Source organism: Streptomyces sp. NPDC048606 (assembly GCF_040650855.1).
GTDB lineage: Bacteria > Actinomycetota > Actinomycetes > Streptomycetales > Streptomycetaceae > Streptomyces.
Genome location: NZ_JBEZIB010000025.1, coordinates 95,255 through 119,490, shown reverse-complemented (window position 1 = coordinate 119,490; position 24,236 = coordinate 95,255). Strand labels below are relative to the sequence as shown.

14 protein-coding genes and 1 pseudogene are annotated in these 24,236 nt (G+C 74.0%); 6 read left to right on the top strand and 9 right to left on the bottom strand.

Annotated features, from left to right (window positions below; genetic code table 11):
• Positions 1-11: 11 nt before the first annotated feature.
• The 6 genes from AB0D01_RS25680 to AB0D01_RS25655 all read right to left on the bottom strand — a co-directional run bounded on the left by AB0D01_RS25680 (position 12) and on the right by AB0D01_RS25655 (position 15,760).
• On the bottom strand, positions 12-2,459 hold the full coding sequence (locus tag AB0D01_RS25680; protein ID WP_363059109.1) for a KR domain-containing protein: 2,448 nt from the start codon (positions 2,457-2,459) through the stop codon (positions 12-14).
• Positions 2,456-8,626, bottom strand: a complete 6,171-nt coding sequence (locus tag AB0D01_RS25675) for an SDR family oxidoreductase (RefSeq protein WP_363059107.1) — start codon at positions 8,624-8,626, stop codon at positions 2,456-2,458. Before AB0D01_RS25675 ends, AB0D01_RS25680 begins: the two co-directional genes overlap by 4 nt.
• Complete coding sequence (locus tag AB0D01_RS25670) at positions 8,623-10,518, bottom strand: acyltransferase domain-containing protein (RefSeq protein WP_363059105.1); 1,896 nt, start codon at positions 10,516-10,518, stop codon at positions 8,623-8,625. Before AB0D01_RS25670 ends, AB0D01_RS25675 begins: the two co-directional genes overlap by 4 nt.
• 313 nt (positions 10,519-10,831) lie before the next feature.
• Positions 10,832-12,196 (bottom strand): NAD(P)/FAD-dependent oxidoreductase, encoded by a 1,365-nt coding sequence (locus AB0D01_RS25665; RefSeq protein WP_363059103.1) that lies wholly within the window; start codon positions 12,194-12,196, stop codon positions 10,832-10,834.
• Positions 12,197-12,451: 255 nt separating this feature from the next.
• On the bottom strand, positions 12,452-13,231 hold the full coding sequence (locus tag AB0D01_RS25660) for a LuxR C-terminal-related transcriptional regulator (RefSeq protein WP_363059101.1): 780 nt from the start codon (positions 13,229-13,231) through the stop codon (positions 12,452-12,454).
• 846 nt (positions 13,232-14,077) lie between these two features.
• Positions 14,078-15,760, bottom strand: coding sequence for an SWIM zinc finger family protein (locus tag AB0D01_RS25655; RefSeq protein WP_363059099.1), 1,683 nt, complete (start codon positions 15,758-15,760; stop codon positions 14,078-14,080).
• A gap of 146 nt (positions 15,761-15,906) precedes the next feature.
• Here AB0D01_RS25655 and panD point away from each other — a divergent pair, with 146 nt between their 5' ends.
• The 4 genes from panD (at position 15,907) to AB0D01_RS25635 (ending at position 17,654) form a co-directional block, all read left to right on the top strand.
• On the top strand, positions 15,907-16,326 hold the full coding sequence (gene panD / locus AB0D01_RS25650) for an aspartate 1-decarboxylase (protein WP_363059097.1): 420 nt from the start codon (positions 15,907-15,909) through the stop codon (positions 16,324-16,326).
• A gap of 12 nt (positions 16,327-16,338) precedes the next feature.
• Positions 16,339-16,680, top strand: coding sequence for a GNAT family N-acetyltransferase (locus AB0D01_RS25645; protein WP_363059095.1), 342 nt, complete (start codon positions 16,339-16,341; stop codon positions 16,678-16,680).
• Positions 16,677-17,345 (top strand): arylsulfatase, encoded by a 669-nt coding sequence (locus AB0D01_RS25640; RefSeq protein WP_363059093.1) that lies wholly within the window; start codon positions 16,677-16,679, stop codon positions 17,343-17,345. Before AB0D01_RS25645 ends, AB0D01_RS25640 begins: the two co-directional genes overlap by 4 nt.
• A gap of 105 nt (positions 17,346-17,450) precedes the next feature.
• The gene (locus AB0D01_RS25635; protein ID WP_363059091.1) at positions 17,451-17,654 is read left to right on the top strand and encodes a hypothetical protein; all 204 of its coding nucleotides are present in this window, start codon (positions 17,451-17,453) and stop codon (positions 17,652-17,654) included.
• 78 nt (positions 17,655-17,732) lie between these two features.
• On the opposite strand, the gene gndA is transcribed toward AB0D01_RS25635, so the two are convergent.
• On the bottom strand, positions 17,733-19,178 hold the full coding sequence (gene gndA, locus AB0D01_RS25630) for an NADP-dependent phosphogluconate dehydrogenase (RefSeq protein ID WP_363059089.1): 1,446 nt from the start codon (positions 19,176-19,178) through the stop codon (positions 17,733-17,735).
• Positions 19,179-19,362: 184 nt separating this feature from the next.
• Between gndA and AB0D01_RS25625 the strand changes: the two genes are divergently transcribed.
• On the top strand, positions 19,363-20,799 hold the full coding sequence (locus AB0D01_RS25625) for a transglycosylase family protein (RefSeq protein WP_363059087.1): 1,437 nt from the start codon (positions 19,363-19,365) through the stop codon (positions 20,797-20,799).
• A gap of 24 nt (positions 20,800-20,823) precedes the next feature.
• Here the strand turns inward: AB0D01_RS25625 and AB0D01_RS25620 are convergent.
• Positions 20,824-21,681, bottom strand: a pseudogene (locus tag AB0D01_RS25620) (DMT family transporter); the annotation flags it as partial.
• Between the two features lie 373 nt (positions 21,682-22,054).
• Here AB0D01_RS25620 and AB0D01_RS25615 point away from each other — a divergent pair.
• Positions 22,055-23,542 (top strand): SDR family NAD(P)-dependent oxidoreductase, encoded by a 1,488-nt coding sequence (locus tag AB0D01_RS25615; RefSeq protein WP_363059085.1) that lies wholly within the window; start codon positions 22,055-22,057, stop codon positions 23,540-23,542.
• 168 nt (positions 23,543-23,710) lie between these two features.
• Here AB0D01_RS25615 and AB0D01_RS25610 read toward each other — a convergent pair whose 3' ends face one another.
• Positions 23,711-24,073 carry a hypothetical protein gene (locus AB0D01_RS25610; protein ID WP_363059083.1) on the bottom strand — a complete coding sequence of 121 codons (363 nt, stop codon included), beginning with the start codon at positions 24,071-24,073 and terminating at the stop codon, positions 23,711-23,713.
• Positions 24,074-24,236 lie beyond the last annotated feature (163 nt).

Sequence of the window (24,236 nt, the reverse complement as noted above, 5' to 3'; positions counted from 1 at the left end):
GCAGGCGTCGGTCAGCCGGACAGGCCGCTGACCACCGCCACGGGTTCGCCCGAGAGGGCGTCGACGGCCCGCCACACGTCGAGCCGCGGATCGCCCGTGATCCGCGTCCGGTCGCCCTCGGTCCCGCGCAGCAGGATCCGCGCCACGTCCAGCCGGCCGGACGAACCGGACCAGGCGACGCCGCGTCCGACCGCCGCGCGCAGGACGTTCTCCAGCACGGCCACCGGTACGGCGCAGGCGGGCGGCCGGGGCACGGCCCACAGGTCCGCGGAGGGCGTGCGCCGCACCTCGGCGACGACCAGCTCGGCGCCCTGCGGCTCCCACCGCGACAGCGGAACCACCAGCCCGCGCCAGTCCGGCGTCGGGGCCGCGCCCCAGACGGTGACCTCCGGGCCGGCCGCCGCGTCGGGCCGCGCCTGCGCGACCGGCGGACCCTGCGCGGCCGGGGCGTCCTCCCCGGCCCCCGCCTCCCGGTACAGCAGGCGCATCCGGGCCGCCGGGCCGCCTCCGGCCGGCCGGAAGGTGACCTCCGCCACCCACCGGCCGTCCTGCTCGAAGCCGATCACCTCCCGGCGCAGCCGCACCCGGCCCCCGGCGCAGCGCAGCAGCTCCAGCGGCACCGACAGCCCCTCCACCGAGAGCAGCACCAGCTCCGGCAGGTGCTCGGGGGTCACCCATTCCGCCCCGCGCACGGCGCTCTCCACCAACAGGCTGACCGGCAGCGCCGGTTCGCCGTGCACGAGGAAGTCGCCGACCGCCGCGAGCTCGTCGCCGGAGAAATCGACCTCCGACACGAAGCCCATGTGCGGCTGGTACTCCAGCACCGTCCCGAGGTGGAAGATCTTCGGGTACGTGGCCTCGTAGCCGGGCAGTCGGGGAACGACCGGGTAGCCGACCGCCTGGGTGGGGGAGAGCGCGCGGCCCAGCGGCCCGACGAAGGAGACCTCGCCCCGGGACCCGGCCAGCAGCTCCGAGCGCCAGTGCGCCAACCCGTCGGCCACGTCCATGGCCGCCATGTACCGCAGGCTGGCACCGAAGTTGGCGACGAGCCCGAGCCGGTCCCAGGTCGGCCACGCCAGCGTCATCACCGGGAAGTCGACCTCGCGCTGCGCCCAGAGCCCGAGCCGGGCCAGTGCCTCGTTGGCGGCGGCGTAGTCGAGCTGGCCCACCATCCCGCCGAGCCGGCCGGTCAGGGAGCCGACGGTGCAGAACACCTTCAGCGGCAGCTCCCGCACCGCGTCCCACAGGTGGAGGAACGAGTCCACCTTGGTGGCCACGACCGCGGTGATCTCCGCGTCCGACTTGTTCGGCAGCCGGGTCGGCGTGTCCACCCCGGCGTTGTGGATCACCCCGGTGAGGTCGGGGAACTCCGCCACGAGGCCCCGTACGGACGCCGGGTCGGTGAAGTCGCAGGCCCGGTAGTCCAGCCGCAACCCCTCCGCGCGGGCCGACACGAGGTTTCCGACCAGCTCCCAGGTGGCCTCCGTACGCGTGATCTCGCGCCGGATGTCGGCCACCGGGCGGCCCCCGCGGTGCTCGGCCCACAGCTCGTCGCGGCGCCGGCGCAGGGCCTCGGGGGTCAGCTCCGGCCAGCTCTCCTCGGGCGGCAGCGCCGCCCGGCCGGTCACCACCACCCGCAGGCCGAACTCCCGCGTCAGTTCGCGGGCCAGGGCCATCCCGATGCCCCGGCCGCCCCCGCTGACGAGCAGGGTGTCCTCGGCCGTCCACCGCAGCTTCGGCGCACCGGCCGGCACGGCCTCGGGCGTGAGGACCCAGCGCCGCCCGTCGCGCCGACCGATCTCGGTGAGACCGGGCAGGGACAGCTCCTCGGCGATCAGCTCGGGAAGGAGCGCGAGGTCGTCGAGGCCGATGTCGAGGACGCGGGCGGAGCAGTTCGGCAGCTCCCGGTGCAGGCTCTTGGCCAGACCGGCCCACAGCCCGCCCAGGGGCTGGGCGACGTCGTCCTCGGGGTGGTGCCCCATGCCGCCGCCCAGATAGCTGACGGCGAGGTAGGTCAGCCGGTCGGCCGAGGTCTCCGCGCTCCAGTCGTCGTAGCAGTGCCGCAGCACGGTGAACGTGCGCAGCAGCGCCTCCCGCCAGTGACGCCCGCCGGGCGAGGTGACGCGGTCCGCGACGGTGAGGTCCACGACGATGTCCGGGAGGTCCGGACCGGCCGCCGGGGCCGTCCCCGGACCCGCGCCCGGGGCTCCGGCGGGCACCTCCACGAGCGCGACCCCGCGCTCGCGCAGCGCCGCCCCGACGCGGGCCGCCGTCTCCTCGTCGCCGCCGATCACCACGGCCCGGCGGCCCCGCAGGGACCGTCCGGTCCGCGGCGGCTCGGCGGGAGCGAGCCGCCACAACATCCGGCGTACCGGCGCGGTGGCCGGCCCGGTGCCGCTCCCGGCGGCGGGGGCGGTGAGGGTTCCGGCCCCCGCCCCGTCGATCACGGTCGCGGTCATGCGGACACCGCCGCCTGCGCGTCGGGCCCGTGCACCACACCGGTGACCGGGTCGAGGTAGCCGATCACGGTCGCGGTCAGGTCCTTCATCTGGGCCACCACGCGCCCACCGGGGGCCGCCGCCACGAAGCGGTTGCCCTCCTCGCGCTCCCCGCCGAAACCGGGGTTGACCACGTACAGGTCCAGCTCCCCGTGCTCGGCGGTCAGTTCCCGGTCGTTGGCCTGTTGGTAGAGGTCCACGCGGCGGATCGACAGCGGGGCCGCCACCGGGATCAGACCGTCGACGGGCGCGAGGACGCCGGTGCGGGCCATGGCGTCCAGCAGGACGGTCGGCACCAGGAACGAGGACCACGCCGGCTCGGCCGGGTCGAGTTCGGCCCGGTAGACCGCGCGTGCGCCGCGCGGGCCGCTGCGGGTCCCGCCGGTGGCCACGAACGGCCCGGTGAGCCGGACCGGAGCGCCCTCGGCGTGGTACGGATCGGGTACCGGGACGTCCTCGGAGTCGTCCCACGGCTGCCACAGCGGGGCGGCCGGGAAGCCCTTGCCGACCAGGACGCGGGCCGTGAAGTGCGGTCGGCCGGAGACGAGCTTCACGCCCGAGGGGGAGACCACGTCGTAGCTGACCTCCACCTCGACCGTGGTCAGGTCGCCGACCCGGTCCGTGACGGTGGCCGTGATCCGCTTGGGCCCCTGCGGGATCTCGCGGTGCACCTGGAGGAAGTGGAGGAACCGTACGTCCTCCAGGGCGACGACGTCCCCTCCCGGCACCAGGTGCAGGGCCGCCTCGGAGGCCAGCTCCGTGACGAACGTGCCGGGGAGGGTGGGGATGCCCCGGACCAGGTGGTGTTCGAGGTATCCGTCGGTGTCGAGGTCGAAGGCGCACTCGAAGACCGCCGTGGCGCCCACCGCGGCGGCGCCGGCGCCGGCGCCGCCCGCGTCCGGTCCCGTTCCCGTCGCCGGGAGTTCGCGCCGGAGGTAGAAGCGTCCGCGCCGCTCCCCGCCCGCGGGCGGGGCGTCCAGGTAGCCGGGGTAGAACCGCTCCACGGTGGCCCGCTCCGCCTCGCCCAGGTGGACGACGGAGGCGGTGCCGCGCGGCGCGGCGAGTTCGGCGAGGAAGTGGCGCACGCCCTCCTCGACGGGCATGTGGCTGTAGGAGCCCGCCCGCTTGAAGTAGGCGCGGGTCAACTCGTTCGCGCCCATGCCGACCTCGTCCCACAGGGTCCAGCCGATGACGAACTCGGCCGTGCCGGTGGTGGCCGCCGCGTACCCGGCGGCGCTCGCCAGGTAGTCGTTGCCGGAGGCGTAGTCCGCCTCGCCGCGCTGGCCGAAGAAGCCCAGCAGCGAACCGAAGTCGCACCACAGGCGCGGAGCCCGACCGGCCAGGGCCCGGTGCAGGTTGCGGTGGGCGGCGACCTTGAGGTCACGGATCCGGCGGAACTCGCCGAAGTCCTTGTCCCGGATCATCGCCGAACGGTTCAGACCCGGCGCGTTGATCACCAGGTCGACCCGGCCGTGCTCGGCCACCACCGCGTCCACCGCGGCGCGCACCGAGGCCTCGTCCCGGGCGTCGCAGGTCAGGTACGAGACCCGGCCCTCGCCGCTGTGCCGGGCCATCCGGTCCAGGTTGTGCCGCGCGGTGCGGGCGTCCGTCATCCGGTCGAACCGGCGGCTGATGTCGGCCACCGTCCCCTCGCCGGCGCGCACGCCCGCCGCGATGTACGCGGAACGCGTCGCCGCGAACTCCTCGTCGGAGCCCTCGAAGGTCTCCGGCGGGTAGCCGTCGAGGGGGTTGCTGCCCAGGGCGTAGATCCGCGACCCGTAGCGCTCGGCGAGCGCGGTCAGCAGCTCCGCGGTGATGCCCCGGGCGCCGCCGAGGGCGAGCACCACGGAGTCGCGGTCCAGCGGGGACCCGTCGGCCCCGGCCGGCTCCCGCGGCGCGGGCGCCTCCTCCAGGGCGGGCACCAGCCGGCTCGTCCCGTCGTGGTGGACCACCGGGAAGGTACGGACGGCGTCCGCCTCCAGGGCCGCGAGCCGGGCGCCGACCGACGCGTCCGCGGTCGCCGTGAGGAAGGCGAAGGAGTCCGCGTCGGCGAGCTCCAGGCGGACGCACTTGACGAGCCCGGTGAACAGTCCGGCCAGCGGGTGCGTGACCCCGCCCGGCATCGCGCCCAGCAGCAGGAACACCACGGACGACGTCGCGTCGCCGAGCTCCTCGTAGCGCTGCTGCACGGTCAGGAACGCCAGGTCGTGCAGGGCGGAGATCCCCTCGACCGCACCCGTGAGCGCCTCCTCGGCGGGCACCGAGCCGGTCAGGTCCGCGACCAGGCGCAGGTGGCGCACCGGGCCGGGGACGGAGGCGAGCGCCTCGCGCACGGCGTCGGCGGTGACCTCGGGCAGGTGGTGCCAGCCGGGTCGGGGCGTCGCGGGCCGGACCGTGCTGAGGACGGTGACCTCGGCGGCCGGCGCGGCGATCCGCGCCACCAGCTCCGGGTCGTCGGTCAGCACCACGGCCCCGGCCGGCAGGAAGTCCGCGGCCGTACGGGCGGACGGGCTCGCTCCGGCGGCGGCGAGCGCGGGTTCCGGCCGCAGGGCCGTGGCGTACCGCCGGACCAGCTGCGGCGGGAGCGCGGCGGTGCCTTCCGGGGCGGCCTCGGCGTCGACGCCGGCCTCCGCGGGGGCGGCGGCCCGGCCCGGCGCGGTCACCAGCAGACCGGGCGCCACGTCGCCGCCGCTCTCGCGGCAGCGGATGACGGTCGAGTCGTCGCCCTGGCGCAGCGCCCGCAGCAGGGCGAGGCCGCCGGCCGCGCCGAGGTAGCGGGCGTACTCGCCGTCGGCGCCGCATTCGAGCTCGGTGGAGTCCGCGGCCGGTCGGGCCCCGGGGGCGAGCTCGTCGACGAAGGCGAGCACGTCGAGCCCCGCCTCCCGGGCCTTGCTCTCGGTGGTGAGGCCGAACAGGAAGGCGCCCTCGGCCGGATCCACCGACCGCCCGCCGAACACCTCGCTCAGCAGCGGCAGGTACTCGGGGAGGCTGTTGCCGTTGATGCCGCCCGCCAGGACGAAGTCCAGCTCGCCGCTGTGCAGGTAGCGGGCCGCCGTCGAGAAGGCGGACAGAGCCGATCCGAGGCCCGCGTCGACCGTGATGTTCGGGCCGTGCAGGTCGAAGTAGTTGGCGACCCGGGCGGAGATGACGTTCGGCATCATCCCGGGGAAGGAGTCCTCGTTGGACGGGGGAGTCATCGAACGGACCCGCTCGCGGAGCCGGTCCACCACCTCGGCGAGCCGGGGCTCGGCCGCCAGCGAGGCGTCGGACCGCAGGCCGCGCTCGATGTCGTCGAGGTAGCAGCGGTTGGCGTACAGCATGGCGGCCCGGGTCGGTCCCATGTGCCCGACGACGACGCCGGTGCGCTCCGCCTTGGCGTCCCAGAACTCCGAGAGCTGGCCCCGCAGTTCGTGGGCACAGGAGATGATCATGAGCTGGCAGCGGTCGATGGTCCGGACGGTGGCGGGAGGCATGCGCACCTCCTGGAACGACGGCGCGGGGAAGGTGTCGCCGAATCCCGCGTCGACGGTGCGGGCACCGTCCAGCCACTCCTGCACGTCCTGCCGGCCCGAGGTGCCCGGCAGCCTGGCCGACCAGCCGACGACGGCGATCCGCTCGGCGGACGCGGCGACCGGGGCCCGGCCGGCGCCCTTGTGGCCCTTGCGGTCCTTGCGGCCCTTCCCGCGCGCGGCCACGGGCCGCCCCGCCGGCTCCTCCGCGCTCTCGGAGACGATCAGGTGGGCGTTGGTGCCGCCGAACCCGAAGCCGGACACCGCCGCCGTGCGGCGGCTGCCCTCCTTAGGCTCCCAGGGGCGCGACTCGCTGGAGATCTCCAGTCGCGTCGAGTCCATCTCGAACAGCTCGGGGGCGGAGCGGTAGCGGTACTGGCCGGGGATGGTCCGCTCCTGGATGCCCAGGATCGACTCGATCAGGGAGACCACCCCGGCCGCCCAACCGGTGTGCCCGATCAGGGACTTGTTGGAGGTGACGACACTGGCCCGGTCCTGGCCGTAGTGCCCGCGCAGGGTGGTGAACTCGGCCAGGTCGCCGGCCGGGGTACCCGTGGCGTGGGCGTTGACCCAGTCCACGTCCGCGCCGGTGAGGCCGCCCGCCGTCAGGGCGCGGCGCACCGCGAGGTCCTGACCGGCGGAGCTGGGCGCGTAGATCGCCTTGCCCTTGCCGTCGGAGGAGGAGCCGAAGGCCCGCAGCACGCCGAGGATCCGGTCGCCGTCCGCCTTGGCCCGGCTCATGCGCTTGAGCACCACGACCCCGGCCCCGTCGGCGAAGATCACGCCGTCCGCCTCGGCGTCGAGCGAGTGCACCGATCCGCGCTTCGAGAGCCCCTTCAGCTTGGAGAAGAGGACCGTGCCGCGCGGCGCGAGGGCGAAGGCCCCGCCCGCGACCGCGATGTCGTACCGGCCCGAGAGGAGGCCCTTGACGCCGATGTCGATGGCGTACAGCGAGGAGGAACACGCCGTGTCGACCATCTGCACGGGCGTCTCGTCCGGCAGCACCCCGGCCATGGCCTCCTGGCCCACCTGGTGCGGCAGGAAGCGCGGGGCGTCCGCCCGCCCCCGGTGGTAGCGGGCCGACAGGGCGCGGTCCACGCCCGACAGCAGCCGGTCGCGTTCCGGGCCGGCGATGTCGAGGTCGGAGGTGATCTCGCCGATGAGGTGGTTGGAGGCGGCGAGGACGCCCGCCTCCTCCAGGTGCTGGCTGCCGTCGGCGGTGTAGCCGACGTGGAAGGAGTGCCGGTCGCCCGGCTCGCGGTGCACGCCGTCCAGGGCCTGGACGAGCGAGTGCCGAAGCCACATCGTGGTCAGCTCGACGTCGTCCGGGGCGGAGCCGAGCCCCTCCAGGGCGGTGGGCTCCGGTCGGAAGTCCGTGATGAAGACGCAGGTGTCCTGGTAGGACTTGTCCTCGTCGGCCTGGTCGGGCGAGGAGAAGGCGGCCCGCTCCCAGCGGTCCTCCGGCACCTCGATGAACAGTTCGGCTCCGGTGGTGCGCAACTCCCACAGCTCGGCGGGGCTGTTGGCCCCGCTGACGGCCAGGCCCATGCCCACGACGGCGATCTCGTCGTCGTTCTCGTCCTCGTACGCGTCCTCGGGGGACTCGGCCGGCGCCTGCTCCGGCGCGGCGTGTACGGGCGCCACGGGCTCGGGCGCGGTCTGCGGTGCCACGGTCTGCGGTACGAGCTCGACGGCGGCCGCGTCCTCGACCGCGACCTCGGCTTCGGTTTCGGCCACGACCTCGGCCGCGACCTCGGGCGCCGGGGCGCCCACGGTCGGGTCCGCGGCCCGGGCCGGTGCCAGCAGGGTGGACCCGAGGGTGAGGCCGCCGTCGGCCAGGATCACCTGGCCGGTGATCCAGCTGGACTCGTCCGAGGCCAGGAACGCCACCAGGCGGGCGAACTCCTCCTGCGTGCCGAGGCGCCCCAACGGCGTGCCGTCGATCACGGCCCGCTGCATCGCGGCGGACTCGGGGAACTTGTCGGCCACCTCGCTCGCCAGCATGGCCGCCGAGGCGATGTTCACGCGGATGTTCCGCGGGGCGAACTCCACCGCCAGGTAGCGGGCGGCGGCCTCGGCCGCCGCCTTCGCCGGTGCACAGGCCAGGTAGTTGGCCATCACCATCTGCGAGGCGCCGAGCGCCGAGACGGTGACGATCGAACCGCCGCCGGAACGCGCCATCAGCGGCGCCGCCGCCCGGGCGCAGCGCAGACCGCCCTTGAGGTTGGTCTCCAGCGCCCGGTCGAGATCGGCGTCCGTGGTCTCGTCCACGGACAGCAGCGCCCCGTTGGCGGCGTTGTTGACGAGGATGTCGAGCCGGCCGACGCGCTGCTCGATCTCCTCGAACATCCGGGTGACCTGCTCGGGGCGGGCCACGGAGGCCCGGAAGATGTCCACGGTCGCGCCCAGGGCGCGCAGCTCGTCGCGGGTCTGCTTGGCCTGCTCGTGGGAGTGGAAGTAGTTGATCAGGACGTGCGCGCCCCGCTCGGCGAGCGTGGTGGCGATGGCCTTGCCGACGTTGCGGGCTCCGCCGGTGACGAGTGCCACCTTGCCCGTCAGGTCGGCCGCCGCGCCGGTGGCGCGGGGGCGGCCCCGGTCGGTCGTGTGGTCGTGGGTCATGCGGCGACACCTGTCGACTGGAGGGCGCGGAGTTCGTCCGCGATCAGGGTGACGATCTTGTCGAGGGTTCCGTAGTCGGCGAGGCGGAAGTCGCTCGCGCGGGTGGGGAGTCCGTAGTGGCGGGAGGCGCGGGCGAGGAGTTCGACCTGCTTGACGGAGTCCACGCCGAGTTCGGCTTCGAGGAGGGCTTCGGGGGTGAAGACCTCCTCGGGGTACTCCAGTGCCTCGGCGTAGATCCCGCGGACGACCGCGAGGATCTCCTCCCGGTCCGGCAGGGCGGCCGCGGCCGGCTGCGGCAGGGCGCTCACGGGAGCGGAGGCGGCGGAGGCGGGCGCGACCGTGGGCGTGGTCGGCGCGGCCGTGGTCGGTGTGACCGTGGGCTCCGGACGCCGGGCGCCCAGTTCGTCCGCGATCAGGGTGACGATCTTGTCGAGGGTTCCGTAGTCGGCGAGGCGGAAGTCGCTCGCGCGGGTGGGGAGTCCGTAGTGGCGGGAGGCGCGGGCGAGGAGTTCGACCTGCTTGACGGAGTCCACGCCGAGTTCGGCTTCGAGCAGGGCCTCGGGGGTGAAGACCTCCTCGGGGTACTCCAGTGCCTCGGCGTAGATCCCGCGGACCACCGCGAGCAGCTCCTCCCGACCCGGAACCGCGGCGCCGTCGGCCGCGACGGCCCGGGGCGCGCCAGCTGTTCCGTCCGCTCCCGCGGTGGGGGCGCCCGCGTCGAGGAACTCCCGCAGACGGCCGGCCGCGACCTCGGTCAGCTCGGCGCGGTGGGCGTTCCAGAACGCCTCGAACACCTCCTGCGGCGCGTCGGGCACCAGGTGCAGGCGCACCGACCGCAGCCCGTCCTCGCCGCCGCCGGTCAGGCCGGCCGTCCGCAGCGAGCCCAGGGTGGTGGAGAGCTGGAGCGCCCCGCCCTGCCCGGTGGCGAGCGTGGGCAGCGCGGTCGTCAGGGAGCCGTCGGCCGCGTCGAGCGGGCGGACGACCTTCGAGACGAGCGAGGTCAGCACGGCCCGGCCGCCCGCCTCCACGAAGGTGCGGTGGCCGCGGGCGCGCAGTTCGCGCACGGCGGCGGAGAACCGTACGGGCTGGGTGAGGTGTTCGGCCAGGCGCTCGGCGAGCGGCTCCCGGGGCTCGTAGAAGCGCCCCAGGATGGGCGAGTACACCGGGACGGTCAGCGGCCGCCGGTCGAGCGAGCCGAGGAACGAGGCGAAGGCGGGCGCGACGTCGGCCAGCGCGGGGTTGTGGAACGCGAAGGCCGAGTCGAGCTTCAGGGAGCTGATCCGCAGCTGGTCGGCGATGGCCTTGACGCTCGCCACCACCTCGTACGGGCCGCTGAGCACGGTCTGCGTGTCGTGGTTCTCGGTCGCGACGGACAGCAGCGGGTGGCCGATCAGGCCCACCAGGTGGCGGGCCCGGTCCGGGTCGGCGGCCAGCGCCACCATGGCGCCGCCGTTCTCCCCGTCGCCCTCGCTCTCGGCGATGACCATGATGCGACGGGCGACGATGCGGGCGCCGTCCTCGACGGAGAAGGCGCCGGCCGCCACCAGTGCGGTGATCTCGCCCAGGCTGTGCCCGGCCAGGACGGCCGGCCGCAGGCCCTCGTCCTCCAGGATCCGGTACGCGGCCAGGGCGGCCCCGTAGATGGCCAGTTGGGACACCCAGGGCTCGTCCGCGAGGAGCTTGGGGAGTTCGACGTCCGAGGCCTCCAGCAGCAGCGGCGACAGCCTGCGCGAGAACAGCTCGTCGGCGACCGTGTCGACACGGTCGAAGACGGCCCGGACCTGGGGGTGGCGCTCGTGGGCGCGCCGCAGCGCGGCGCCGTCGAAACCGCCCTGACCGGGGAAGAGGACGACCGGTCCGGTGCCGGTCGTGGTGTCGGTGGATGTACTCATCAGAGGATCTCCATGAAGGGTCTACGGCGTGGACGGGTACGGCCCACGGGCACGCGGCGGGGCCGGCGCGCGGACGGCCGGCGCGTGCGCGGACGGCACGCGGGCCGGCGTCGAAGGCGGTGGCGTCGACGGCTATGGCGTCGACCGCGGTGCCGTGCGACGAGGCCGTACGCGGCCACGGACCTCGTCGTCCGTGCCGCTCGGCGGTCGTGGGCCGGAGGGCGGCCGGGCCCGGCGTCGTGGCACGGGCGACCGGCGTGATGGGGCAGGCGTGATGGATCGGGCGTGCCGGCTCGGGCGGTCGGCGTGAGGGTCAGGCGGTCGGCTCGGGGCTGCGCAGCAGCAGTTCGCCCATCGGGCCGATCTTCGCGGCGATGAGCCGGTCGGCGGTGCTCGACGCCCAGGCCGGACGGCCGGGCACCCCGTCGATCAGCCAGCGCACCAGGCGGGACTTCCACGGCACGTCGGGGCCGGAGCCCAGGTGGCCGAACAGCTCCCGGAAGTTGCCCCGGGTGTAGAACTGGTCCGGGGGCACGATGGTGGCGAACAGGCCGATCATGTCCTGGCCGTGCCGGGGGCTGCGGCTCATCGCCGCGATCAGCGCGCGTTCCTCGGGGGAGTGGTCGGCGACCTTCGCGTAGTCCCGGGTGTAGTCGTAGTGGTCGCCGATCAGCCGGTCGCGGCGGGCCGTGTAGTCGGCCATCGCCTCCGCCATGGGACGCTCGGACAGGCCCTCGGTGATGGCGTCGGCGAGCAGTTCGGCCCCGAGCAGCGCGTGGGTGATCCCGGAGGCGGTGATGGGGTCCCTGGTGGCGCCCGCGTCCCCGACGAGCGCCCAGCCGGGCCCGTGGGAGGTGCGCAGGAAATTGGGGACCGCACCGGTCAGCCAACGGTCGCCGCGGCGGCCCTGAAGCAGCCTTTCCGCGAATTCCGGATCGGCGTCGGTGAAGGCCTCGACAACGGTCCGGTCGGTCTGGTCGGGATCCCCCGAGGGAAAGGTATCGGCAGGCCAGGCCACACCGACGATGGAAAGCCCGTCGTGCGTCGGCCAGCTGAACGGATGGCGCCGGCTCTTCCGGTACGTACGGACCAGCGGTTCCTGTTCCAGTCCCTCCCAGTACGTCCAGGAACTCTTGCTCAGAACCGGCTCGTCACGGTATTTCTCCGCGCCTGCCAACTGCGCCACGCGGGAATTCTTTCCGTCCGCGCCGACCACGATCGTGGCCTTTTCGTGAATTCTTCCCGAACTCTTCGAGACGCCGCCGACACCGACGACGGTGTCGTTCTCGCGCAGCAGTTCCTGGACCGAAATCCCTTCCCTGAGCTCGGCGCCGGCTTCGACGGCGGCCTCCGCGAGCGCCTGGTCCAGGCTGATCCGGGGCGGGGAGAGGGCGTACCCCACGCCCTCCACGGCCGGCAGCGGTGCCACGAGCCGTACGGAGCCGCTCTGCAGGGAATAGTGGGTGATCTCCGGAATGGTGTGCGACTTCAGCCGGTCGAGCACGCCCCAACGGCGCAGCCTCAGCACTCCGGGCGGGTGGATCAGATTGGTCGACGAACTGGTCGGGCTCGGGAAGGTTATTCGGTCCACGAGCAGGACCCGGTATCCGCGTCCGGCCAGGATCAGCGCCGTCGCGGAACCGGAAATCCTCGCTCCCACAATGATGACGTCGTACATGTTCCCCCGTATCGGTCGCTCCGCCCGTGACTGCTCCGCACCCGATTCGTGCGGCGCGGCGGTCGAGTGCCGCTCAAGCGACGCCCCGACGATTGTCGAGATTAGTCAGGGAGGATGACGACTTCGGTCACTCGCGCATCAACGTGCCATCTTCCGAAATCATTGGCAGGTTGATGCCAGGGACACGCGATCGGGCCCTCTCCGGAGCGGCGCGAGCGCCGCGGAGAGGGCCCGAAGGGCGGTACGGACCCGCGTCTACTCGGTGGCGTCGATGAGACCGAGCTGAGCCGCCCGCACCCCGGCCTGGAAGCGCGACGTCGCGTCCAGACGCGTCATGAGCGAGGCGATGTGCCGGCGGTAGGTGCGCAACGACAACCCCAGGTCACGGGAGGCCTTCTCGTCGGTGTGCCCCTGGCTGAGCGTGCGCAGCACGCGCAGGACGTTCTCGTCGTCCGCCCAGTTGCCGCAGACCGAGGCCAGGTCGACGGCGCCGTCCCACACGGCGTCGTGCAGCACCGCCATCGCCCTGGCCGTGTCCAGGTCCCTTACCACGGCCAACCCCTGGTTGCGGCCGCCGGCGCAGTCGACCAGGGCGAGGCTGCCGTCGAAGACGGTGGTGGTGGGGAGTCTGTGCGGGGACAGGCGGATGTCGGCGCCGCGGCGCGCCAGTTCGCACAGGTGGGTCAGGGCCTCGTCGTCGCCGAGCAGTCGGCTCGGCAGGATCATGCGGACCTCGGCGCCCCGCGCGAGCAGTTGGGCGTGCAGTCGGTTCAGCAGGAGGTCCTCGAACTCGTGGGGGCCCGCCGCGTAGCTCGACTGCGCGAGGACGACGTGGTGCCCCGCCTGCTGGACGATGCGGGCCGCGACCGCCTCGTCGGTCTCCTCCGGGTCCAGGGGCGCCGCGGGATGGGGTGCGGCGGCCCGCTGCCGTTCGAACAGTCTGGTCGCCATCTCCGCGAGCTGCTGGGCCTGGTCGCGTAAGTCGTCGAGCGTGGGATCGCGGAGATCCGTCACCGGCCCTGCCGTGACGCTCATGAATGCTCCTCGTGTCATGGCCGCGAGTCGAACGGCCGGCGGATCGGACGGGGCCGGGGAGAGCGGTCCGCTCCTCACCCGGTCTCCGGCTACGCGCGTCAGCGCCCGGGGGCGGCGGCGGTGGGGGCGTGCTCGACGCGGCCGGCGTCGTCGCCGGCTCCCGTCACGCCCCGGTGCCGCGCCGCCGCGCGGGCACGGACCCGTCCGAGTCCTGGTTCACGTGCGGTCGTGGACCGCCCCGTGGCGGTCGAGGGAGTGTCGAGCGCGACTCCTGCGGCGCGGCGGACACTGTCGAGCGGCGACGTGCGAAGGCCGCGGGCGCACGCGTGGACCGCGGCGCGATCACGTTCCGGACATCGCGTCGCATACGGTGCCGGCTCGGATTCCGTTTCCCTGGGATGGGTGAGCTTCTTCATCGACCGGTTCCTCCATCGCCCCCGTGCCGGGCCCACCCGCGGGTCGGCGCCGACCGACCGGCAGCGGACCGGGACGGAGGGCTGGGGCGGGCCCGTCCATCGCCGCCGCCTCATGGAACCGGACGGCGAGCGAGCGCCGTTCACGTCAGTGAGCAGCGACTTTGCCCGACTCTGCCACGCCGTGACCCCGTCGTGTCAATGGCGACCGGCCCCGACCCGCCCCGGATTCCCCGGCCTTGCCGGTTACTTGCCGGGGCTTGACCGATTCGCCGGCGGCGCGCTGGCGAACGGGCCCGCGGGCGCGGACAAACCCCACCCAATCTGACGTTCCGTCACCATGATCCGGCGGCACGGAGCCCCGCCCCCGGACGCCCTCCGGGTACCGCGCTCGTCCTCGACGGCGACGCGATCCCGGGGTGGGCCGGTCCGCTCAGAGCCCGCGCTCGTCGAGAAGGGCCATGAGTTTCCGCTTGCGCTTCTGGTCGGCGCGCAAGGCGGCCAGGTAGGTGGCGAACTCGGCCTCGGTGCCGAGCGCCCGATGGCAGGCGCGAGCGCTGAGCAGGAGCTCCGCGAGGTGCTCGTACGTGCCGACACCGGTCTGCCGGCGCAGCGGCTCGATGCAGTGGCGGTAGACGGTCAGTGCGTCGGCCGGTCGCCGGTCGCGGAGCCGGTCGGCCAGGACGAGCCACTGGCGCCGGTCGGCGTGGCCGTCGGTGGCGGCCTGCCAGGCGCGCCGGAGATCGTTGTCGTCGATGAGCGCGTCGACCAGCAGGGAGCCGTCCTGTCGGTGGCCTGCCCCGTGCCGGTCGAGGGTCTTCAGCGACGCCAGGGCGTCCGCGCGGTCGGCGCCCTCCCAGGTTCCGGCCGCACGGGCCGCGGCACGCAGCTGCCGGTAGGCGGCCAACGAGGGGCGGGCGCGCAGCAGGTTCCGGCGGACCGCGACCACGTCGGCGAGGCGGTCGGCCCGCTCGTACCGCTCACAGACGAAGGCGACCAGATCGCTGTCCGGTCCCCGTTCGGGGTCGGCTTCCCGCAGGCCGCGCTCGGCCCACTCCAACGCCTCGGCCGCGCGGCCCGCCGTCTCCAGCTTCCTGGCGATCACCAGGTGGGTGTGGCCGTTCGGGGCGAGGTCCGCCGCGTGCACCTCCACCAGAGCGTCGACGCCGTCTCCGCCGGCCTTCAGCAGGCGCTCCATGAGGTACTTCTCCGTCCATCCCTTCGGGTTGGCCCGCCACGCGGCCACCACCAATGTCCGCGCCCGGGCGAGGCCCGGGTCACCGAGCACCTCGCGGTAGTCGAAGAGGTCGATGTCGGTGGCTTCGTTCGTCTCGTCCAGCAGGTACCGCACCAGCCACTCGGCGGTCTCCACCCGGTCGGGCCGGGCGGTCCGGCAGGCCTCCAGATGGGCTTCCGCCAGACCGGTGGCGACGTTCCCGATCAGGCCGTCCGAGTCGTCGATCTCGCCGTACGCGCGCCCCAGGGCCTGGAGGGCCTCGCGGGCCACCCGCACCGCCTGGGCCGCCCGGCCGCTCGCCGTCAGCGCCCGCAGCGCGGTGACGGCCTCGCTCGCCTGCCGCCCGTAGGCGTGGGCGTCGGCGTACTCGACGTACCCGTAGCGGGTGAAGGGGCGGGTGTCGAGGAGGCTCAGGACGCGTTCCCGGAGGATGCCGGTGTCCTCCCCGGCGGCTGCCGCGCGCAGTTCGAGGCGCCGCCGCAGGTCACGGTCGTCGGCCAGTTGCTCCCGTACCAGGGCGAGCAGTTCTTCCCCGGTACGGGATGTCAACCATGTCTCCAGCAGTCGGGTACGCGCGGCGGCGGCCGACCGCAGCCGCGGCACGGAATCGACCTGCCTCAACACGGTCAGGCCGACTGCCACGCAGTGCTTGCAGAAGTTGCCGTCCCGTCCGAAAGGGCAGTCGCACCGGCCGGTCAGCCCGTCGTCCTCGGTGAGTTCCACCCCGTAGGCGTCGCTGCCGTCGACCGTGGCGGTGATCGCTTCCTCTCCGATCTCCAGCCGGGAGACCGAGGACAGATAGCCGAGTCCCCGCTCGAAGGAGCGCGCCCCCGCCAGTCGACGGAGGACTTCCTCGGTGAAACCAGGACCGTGTGTCACGGTCCGCATTCAATCGGATGGGAACCCCCCGGCGCCGTGCTTTGCGCAGGGTTCGGCCCTTCGCCGGTCCAGGTCCGCCGGTGTAGTGTGCGGAACGCCCTTGACCTGCAGAAAGCAGGCAGGGAGCCGTCCTTTAGGAGTTCAGCGTGCTGCGCACCATGTTCAAGTCCAAGATCCACCGGGCCACCGTGACCCAGGCCGACCTGCACTACGTCGGGTCCGTGACCATCGATGCCGATCTGCTCGACGCCGCCGACCTGCTGCCCGGGGAGCTGGTTCACATCGTGGACATCACCAACGGGGCGCGGCTGGAGACGTACGTCATCGAGGGTGAGCGCGGTTCCGGGGTCATCGGGATCAACGGGGCCGCCGCGCACCTCGTACACCCCGGTGACCTGGTCATCCTCATCAGCTATGCCCAGGTCGAGGACGCCGAGGCGCGTGCGCTGAAGCCGCGCGTCGTGCACGTGGACGCCGACAACAAGATCATTGAACTGGGCGCGGATCCCTCCGCGCCCGTGCCGGGCACGGACCAGGAGCGCAGCCCGCACGCGGTGGCGGTCTGAGGGGAGTCGAGCATGTCGGTCGCACTGCGGGTCGAGCGCGAGGCCGGGCGGCTGCTCGCCGTCGAGGACGGGCAAACGGTCGGCTTCATCGCCTACTTCGTCCTCGACGCCGAGCCCCACGCCCTCGTCGCCGTCCACACGGTGGTCGAGCCGGGCCACGAGGGCCGGGGCATCGCCGGAGAACTGGTCGAGGGGTTCTACGGGATCGCCGCCGCCGAGGGCGTCCCCGTCGTGCCGCTGTGCCCCTACGCGGCGCGCTGGGCCGCGCGCCACCCCGAGCAGGCGCCCCCCGCCCCGGACGCCTTGGTCGAGGCGGCCAAGGCGCGGCTGCGCGCGGACCCCGCGTCGCGGTGACGGCCGGCCCGGCGGAGCTGACGCTGCTGCACACCTCCCCGGCGCACGTCCCGGTCTTCGACGCCCTGCGCGACGCGGACCACCCCGGGGCGGGCCTGCGCCACGTCGTCGCGCCGGGGCTGCTGGAGCGGGCCCGCGCCGAGGGCCCGGCGAGCGTCACCGCCGACCTGCGCGGGCTGCTGGCGGGGGCCGGCACACCGGTGCTCGTCACCTGCTCCACCCTGGGCTCGGTCGCCGAGTCGCTCGCGGGGGCCGCCGGTACGCGGGTGCTGCGCGTGGACCGGCCGATGGCCGCCCGGGCCGTGCGCACCGGCCCGCGCGTCGTCGTCCTCGCCACCGTGGAGTCCACCTTCGCCCCCACCGCGGAGCTGCTCGCCGAGGAGGCCGCCGGGCGGCCGCTGGAGGTGCGCACCCTGCTGGTGCCCGGAGCCTGGGAGCGCTTCGCGGCGGGCGACGCCCCCGGCTGCCACGCCGCCGTGGCGCGGGCGGTGGAGGCCGTCACCGACGCGGACGTCGTGGTCCTGGCCCAGGCCTCCATGGCTCCCGCCGAGGCCCTCGCGCGCACCCCGCTGCCGGTCCTGTCCAGCCCGCGCCCGGGCCTGGACGCGGCCCTGCGGCTCATCGGGCACCCGGGGCCCCGCTCACCCGGACGGGCCGGCCGCTGACGGGCGAGGCCGCCCCGCGCCCGCCGCGTCGCCGCGGCCGCGCGAGCCGCGAGCGCCGTCGCGCGGGCGGGGCGTAGCGCGCGGGTTCGGGGGAAGGTGGGACGTATGGTGCGAAACGTAGAGCAGACGCAGCCCCCGGTCCCCGAGCCGGACCCGAGGCCGTTCCCGCCGTTGCCCGACCCGGAGCCGATCCCGCGCCCGGTGCCGCCGGTGCCCGCGCCGGTTCCCGAGCCCGACCCGGTGCCCCCGCCGCCGGGGCCCGCGCCGATCCCGCAGCCCGGACCCCTCAGCCGCGCCGAAGTCGCCTGAACGGGGCCATCCTGAACGGAGCCGCCTGAACGGAGCCGTGGGCAGGCCCCGGGCCGCGCGGCCCGGGGCCCTCGTGCGTCAGTCCGTGCGGACCTCGGAACGGTCACCGCTCCAGAGGGTGTGGAACGAGCCCTCCCGGTCGGTGCGCCGGTAGGTGTGGGCCCCGAAGAAGTCGCGCTGGCCCTGGGTGAGGGCGGCCGGCAGGCGCTCCGCGCGCAGCGCGTCGTAGTACGCCAGCGAGGCCGCGAACGCCGGCACCGGGATGCCCTGGCGGACCGCCGCGACCAGCACCTCGCGCCAGTCGTCCTGGGCGTCCCCGGTCTCCCGCGCGAAGTGCGCGTCCGCCAGCAGGCTCGGCAGGTCGGGCCGGGCGTCGTAGGCGGCCCGGATGCGGTCGAGGAAGGCCGCGCGGATGATGCAACCGCCGCGCCACAGGGAGGCGACCGCGCCCAGGTCCACGTTCCAGTCGTACTCCGCGCTGCCCGCCTGGATCTGGTGGAAGCCCTGGGTGTACGAGACGATCTTCGAGGCGTACAGGGCCTGCTCGACCTGCGCGGCGAAGGCGTCGGCGGCCTCGCCCGACAGCGGGGCCGCCGTCGGGCCCGCCAGCTCGCGCGCGGCGTCGCGCAGCGCGCCGTGCCCGGAGACGGCGCGCGCGAACACGGCCTCGGCGATCCCGGAGACGGGCACGCCCAGGTCCAGGGCGATCTGCACGGTCCAGCGGCCGGTGCCCTTCTGCTCCGCCGCGTCCGCCACGACGTCCACGAACGGCCGGCCGGTGGCGGCGTCGGTGTGCGCGAGGACCTCGGCGGTGATCTCGATCAGGTAGGAGTCCAGGCGCCCCTCGTTCCAGGAGCGGAACGTCTCGGCGATCTTCGCGGGGGAGTAGCCGGCGACCTCGCGCAGCAGGTGGTAGGCCTCGCCGATGAGCTGCATGTCGGCGTACTCGATGCCGTTGTGCACCATCTTGACGAAGTGACCCGCGCCGTCGGGGCCCACGTGCGACACGCACGGGGTGCCGTCGGCGGCCTTGGCGGAGATCTTCTCCAGCAGCGGGCCCAGGGAGGCGTAGGACTCGGCGGGACCGCCCGGCATGATGCTGGGGCCGAGCAACGCGCCCTCCTCGCCGCCCGAGATGCCGGCGCCGACGAAGTGGATGCCCTGCTCGCGCAGCTCGCGCTCGCGGCGGCGGGTGTCCTCGAAGTGGGCGTTGCCGCCGTCGATGATGACGTCGCCCTCCTCCAGCAGCGGGACGAACTCCCGGATCACGGCGTCGGTCGGCTCCCCGGCCTTCACCATGACGATCAGGCGGCGCGGGCGCTCCAGCGCGTCCACGAACTCCTGCGCGGTCTCGGCCGCGACGAAGGAGCCCTCGTGGCCGTGCTCCTCCACCAGGGCCTTCGTCTTCGCTGCGGTGCGGTTGTGGACGGCGACGGTGAAGCCGTTGCGGGCGAAGTTCCGGGCCAGGTTGCTGCCCATCACCGCGAGTCCGGTGACACCGATCTGGGCGGTGCTGCTGCTCATGCGTGCGCTCCTGCGTGCCTCGATGTGCGGGGAGTGCCGACGCTACATCGACACGGATCACAACAGATCCGATGTTCTCGACGTGTCCTCAACTTCGCCTTGAGGGAGGCTGGTTGTCGCCCTTGCCGGCGAAGTGCCGCGGCGTTAGGTTGTGCGGTTCCTGATGTCTTCCAGGGGGGCTCCCATGGGTGTACGGGGCCGGCACCGCCGGTACCAGCCGAGCAGCATCAACCGGGCCTCGCTGGCCGTCACGGCCGGTGGCGCGGGGATCGCCCTCCCCTTCATCGGAACCGGGGTCGCCCAGGCGGCCTCCGTGGACACCTGGAACGACGTCGCGGCCTGCGAGTCGACCGGCAACTGGCGGATCAACACCGGAAACGGCTACTACGGCGGCCTCCAGTTCAGCCAGAGCACCTGGAAGGCCTTCGGCGGCACCACCTACGCGCCGCGCGCCGACCTGGCGACCAAGGAACAGCAGATCGCCGTCGCGGAGAAGGTCCTCAAGGGGCAGGGGCCCAACGCCTGGCCCTCCTGCGGGCCCCAGGCGGGGCTCAGCCGCAGCGGGCCCGCGCCCGCCGTGAACGTCGCCGCGCCCGGGACGAAGCCCTCGGCCGCGCCCTCCGCGAAGCCCTCGCCGCAGTCGTCCGCGCGGCCTTCCGCGCCGACCTCGCCCGAGCCCGCCGCGAAGCCGTCCGGGACCGCGCAGGCGCCGATGGACGCGCTGCTGCCGACCAAGGCCACCACCCCGGTGCCGGTCACCGCGCCCCGTCCGACGGGCACCTCCGTCCTGCCGAACCCGTACGTGGTCGCCCCCGGGGACTCCCTGTCGGCGATCGCCACCGACCAGCGCGTCGAGGGCGGCTGGCAGGCCCTCTACGAGACCAACCGGGCCACGGTGGGCGCCAACCCGAACCTGATCTTCCCTGGGCAGCGGCTCACCCTGCGCGTCACCACCGCCCCGGTCGCCCCGCCCGCGCAGAACCCGGAGAAGCCGCCGCGCACCGCCGAGCCGGTCAAGCCCGTGGAGCCGGCCGCGCCGAAGCCGGAGCAGACGAAGCCGGAGCAGACGAAGCCCGCGCCCAAGCCGACGCCGGAACAGTCGAAGCCCGCGCCCAAGCCGACGCCCGAGGCGAGCAAGCCGGCACAGAAGCCCGCCGAGAAGCCGAAGCCCGAGCAGGCCGCGAAGCCCGCCTCACCGCAGCAGAAGCCCGCCGCGGGAGGGTTCAGCGCCCCCGTCGACGGCGCCATCGGCACCGCCTACCGCGTCGCGGGGTCCTCCTGGTCCAGCGGCTACCACACGGGCGTCGACTTCCCGGTGCCGACCGGGACCAGCGTCAAGGCCGTCGCCTCCGGCACCATCGAGTCGGCCGGCTGGGCCGGGGCCTACGGCTACCAGGTCGTCATCCGTCACACCGACGGCCGCTACTCCCAGTACGCCCACCTGTCCGCGCTCGGGGTCAAGGCCGGACAGCAGGTCTCCGGCGGTCAGCGGATCGGCCGCTCCGGCAACACCGGCAACAGCAGCGGCCCCCACCTGCACTTCGAGATGCGGTCCGGGCCCGGGTACGGCTCCGACATCGACCCCCTGAAGTACCTGCGGGGCAAGGGCGTCTCCATCTGACCCCCGCGCGTGCGGCGGCACGGCCGTGAGCAGGACCAGGCCGGCCGCCGCGAGGGCGCCGCTGGCGAGCGCGGCCACGGTGCCCGCGGCCCCGTACCGGAAGCCCTCGTCGAACAGGGAGATCCCGACCGCCGCCGCCACCACCGGGTTGACCACCGTCACGGTGGCCAGCGGCGCGGTCAGCCCGGCGCCCCGGTAGGCCGCCTGGGACAGCAGCAGCCCGCCGGTCGCCAGCACGGCGATCGCCACCGCGTCCGGGACGATGGAGGACAGGGCGCCGGAGGACAGGGCACCGGACGAGGCGGCGCCCGAAGGCACGGCGCCCGCCGTGAAGGCCTCCGCCACCGCCTTCGTGAACACCGAGGCCATGCCGAAGGCCGTTCCCGCGCCGGCGGCCAGCAGCACGCTGCGCAGCACCGGCCGGTGCGCCCGGTGCGCGGCGAGGAACAGCGCGGCGACCGAGGCCGCGGTCACCGTCAGCAGCAGCCCCCGCTCGCCGCCCTCCAGGGCCTGGCGTCCCCGGCCGTCGCCCCCGGTCAGGGCGAGCAAGCCGGCCAGGCCGACGGTGGCGATCAGCGCCCCGCGCCAGGCGGCGGCCCCCGCCCGGCGTCCCACGAGGACGGCCGCCATCGGGAGCGCGAACACGATGGTCAGCGCGCCCAGGGGCTGCACCAGGCTGAGCGGCCCGTACGCCAGGGCGAGCACGTGCAGCAGGGCTCCGAGACCGTTCAGCCCCACGGCCACCCACCAGGCGACGCGGCGCAGCGGCGCGTAGGCGCGCTCGGGGGAGCTCGCCGCGACGTGCTCCTGGACGATCGCACCGCCCGCGTACGCGACGGCGGACACCAGGCACAGCAGAACCGACAGGCTCAGGGCACTCATGAAATCCACCATGCCCCACGGCGGCGGGCGATTCATCCGCCCGGAGGCTTCTTGATCGGTTTCCGAGTCGCCCTCCAGGAGTACTCCGGCCGGAGCACGGCGGATCCGGCCTCCGTCGATTTCCGGCCGGCTCCCGACCGGTCGCGGACGGGGATCCCACCGACGTCCGCGGCGCGGTGCGACACGAGCGCCGGCGCTGTCGGAACAGGGCACGGAACATCACGAAACGATCCGGATCGTGACAGCGCGCTCGCGGTGGGTGAGGCGTGCGGGGACGGGTTTGATCCCGGGCGTGTCGGCTCCGTACAGTTGCCGTTTTGGGGACTTCCGCAGCAAGCGGACGCGGACGAGTGAACAGGGAACGGCAGCGGCCATGACGGTGACCGAAGACAGCCAGGACCACGGGCACGCCCACGGGCCGGGCATCGACCCCGAGCGGCTGGCCGTGTGCCTCAGCGTGCTCGACGAGCTCGACAAGATCGACGTCGACCACCCGGACGCCATCACCGTACGCCGTGCCACCGCCGGCATCTACCGCACGGTGAAGCAGCGCCGGCGCCAGGAGCGCCGCGCTTCCAAGACCGCCAACGACAAGGCCGTCACCGAGGCCACCGCGACCGGCTCCGCCGAACGCATCGACGACGAGACCGAGGGCATCCTGCCCACCTCCGTCACCGAGGCCGGCCGGATCGCCGGAATACTCCAGCGCCCGCGCTCCTGCTACGTCTGCAAGACGCGGTACGTCGAGGTCGACTACTTCTACCACCAGCTCTGTCCCGCGTGCGCCGTCGTGAACCGGGCCAAGCGGGAGGCCCGCGCCGACCTCACCGGCAAGCGCGCGCTGCTCACCGGCGGCCGGGCCAAGATCGGCATGTACATCGCGCTCCGGCTGCTGCGCGACGGGGCCCACACCACGATCACCACGCGCTTCCCCAAGGACGCCATCCGCCGCTTCAAGGCGATGGAGGACTCGGCGGACTGGATGCACCGCCTGGAGGTCGTCGGCATCGACCTGCGCGACCCGGCCCAGGCCGTGGCCCTCGCCGACCAGCTTGCCGCCGCCGGCCCGCTCGACATCCTCGTCAACAACGCCACGCAGACCGTCCGCCGCCTGCCCACCGCCTACGCCGCCCTGGTCGAGGGCGAGAGCGCCCCGCTCCCCGCCGGCGAGCTGCCCGCCCACCACGTCATCGGAGCCTTCAACTCCGGCGCGGTCGACGGTCTCGCGGCGCTGCCCGTCGGCGTGAGCGGACTGGAGGCCCAGAAGGTCGCCGACCTCGCGCTGGTCGCCGGCAACGCCAGCCTCGAACGGCACCTCGCCGGCACCGCCATCGACGCGGGCGGCCTGCTGCCCGACGTCGTCGACAGCAACACCTGGGTGCAGACCATCGACCAGATCTCCCCGGTGGAGCTGCTCGAAACCCAGCTGTGCAACTACACCTCGCCGTTCATCCTGATCAGCGCCCTGCGCCCCGCCATGGCCGAGGCCGCGCGCAAGGCGTCCAGCGGCCGGGCGTACGTCGTCAACGTCTCGGCCATGGAGGGCGTCTTCAGCCGCGGCTACAAGGGCGCGGGGCACCCGAACACCAACGCCGCCAAGGCCGCGATGAACATGGTGACGCGGACCAGCGGCCAGGAGATGTTCCAGAGCGACGGCATCCTGATGACCTCCGTCGACACCGGCTGGATCACCGACGAGCGTCCGCACTTCGACAAGCTGCGCCTCGCCGAGGAGGGCTTCCACGCCCCCCTCGACCTGGTCGACGGCGCGGCCCGCGTCTACGACCCGATCGTGCGCGGCGAGGAGGGCGAGGACCTGTACGGCGTCTTCCTCAAGGACTACGCCCCCGCCAACTGGTAGGACGCCTCCCGCGGGCCCGACGGCCCGCACCGGTGATCGGCACCCCCGGCCCCGCGAGCCCGGCCCGGCCCTCCACGGCCGCCCCGGCCCGCGGGGCCGTCCGCGTACGGGGCCGCCGTCGCGCCCGGGCGCGCCGCGCCGCCGAATTCACCCGTACGGGTGTGTTGTTCAGCGGTGGTAGGCCCCGGCGACGATCAGTTCGAGGACCGGACGCCAGTCCTCCACGAGGCCGGCCTCGGAACCCGTGAGCGCGTCGGTCCGCGCGGCCGTCGACAGGGCCTCCGCGTCCGGGTCGTCGGCCTCCGCGTCACCCGCCCGGAGCAGTTGCGCCACGCGTTCCCCGAGCAGTTCCCGCACGGCTTCGGCGATGGCCGTGCCGTCGCCCGTCGGCCCGTCGAGGCCCTGGAGCAGCCCCGCGACCTGGAGTTCCTTGTCGAACGGGTGAGAGCGTCGCAGCAGCGCCGCCGTCCGCAGCCCGTGCCCGTGCCGCGCGTGCAGCAGCTCCACCAACTCGTCCACACTGCGGACCAAGGGAACTCCGGAACTCGCCACCCCAACCCCTCCCGTCGTCCGCGCTCGCGCGCCGCCATCGCCGAGCAGATCAGTGCCAGCGGACCCACCGGCGTACGCGTTACCGAACTCACGGCGAAAACCAGCGGTCCAGCGCGGATTTTACCGATCCATCGAGCGGAAC

Coding starts and splice junctions, on each gene's coding strand:
- AB0D01_RS25645 (WP_363059095.1), top strand. CDS start 16,339: ATGTCGGTCGCACTGCGGGTCGAGCGCGAGGCCGGGCGGCTGCTCGCC.
- AB0D01_RS25660 (WP_363059101.1), bottom strand. CDS start 13,231: ATGAGCGTCACGGCAGGGCCGGTGACGGATCTCCGCGATCCCACGCTC.
- AB0D01_RS25615 (WP_363059085.1), top strand. CDS start 22,055: ATGACGGTGACCGAAGACAGCCAGGACCACGGGCACGCCCACGGGCCG.
- AB0D01_RS25675 (WP_363059107.1), bottom strand. CDS start 8,626: ATGACCCACGACCACACGACCGACCGGGGCCGCCCCCGCGCCACCGGC.
- AB0D01_RS25625 (WP_363059087.1), top strand. CDS start 19,363: ATGGGTGTACGGGGCCGGCACCGCCGGTACCAGCCGAGCAGCATCAAC.
- gndA (WP_363059089.1), bottom strand. CDS start 19,178: ATGAGCAGCAGCACCGCCCAGATCGGTGTCACCGGACTCGCGGTGATG.
- AB0D01_RS25680 (WP_363059109.1), bottom strand. CDS start 2,459: ATGACCGCGACCGTGATCGACGGGGCGGGGGCCGGAACCCTCACCGCC.
- AB0D01_RS25635 (WP_363059091.1), top strand. CDS start 17,451: ATGGTGCGAAACGTAGAGCAGACGCAGCCCCCGGTCCCCGAGCCGGAC.
- AB0D01_RS25670 (WP_363059105.1), bottom strand. CDS start 10,518: ATGAGTACATCCACCGACACCACGACCGGCACCGGACCGGTCGTCCTC.
- AB0D01_RS25665 (WP_363059103.1), bottom strand. CDS start 12,196: ATGTACGACGTCATCATTGTGGGAGCGAGGATTTCCGGTTCCGCGACG.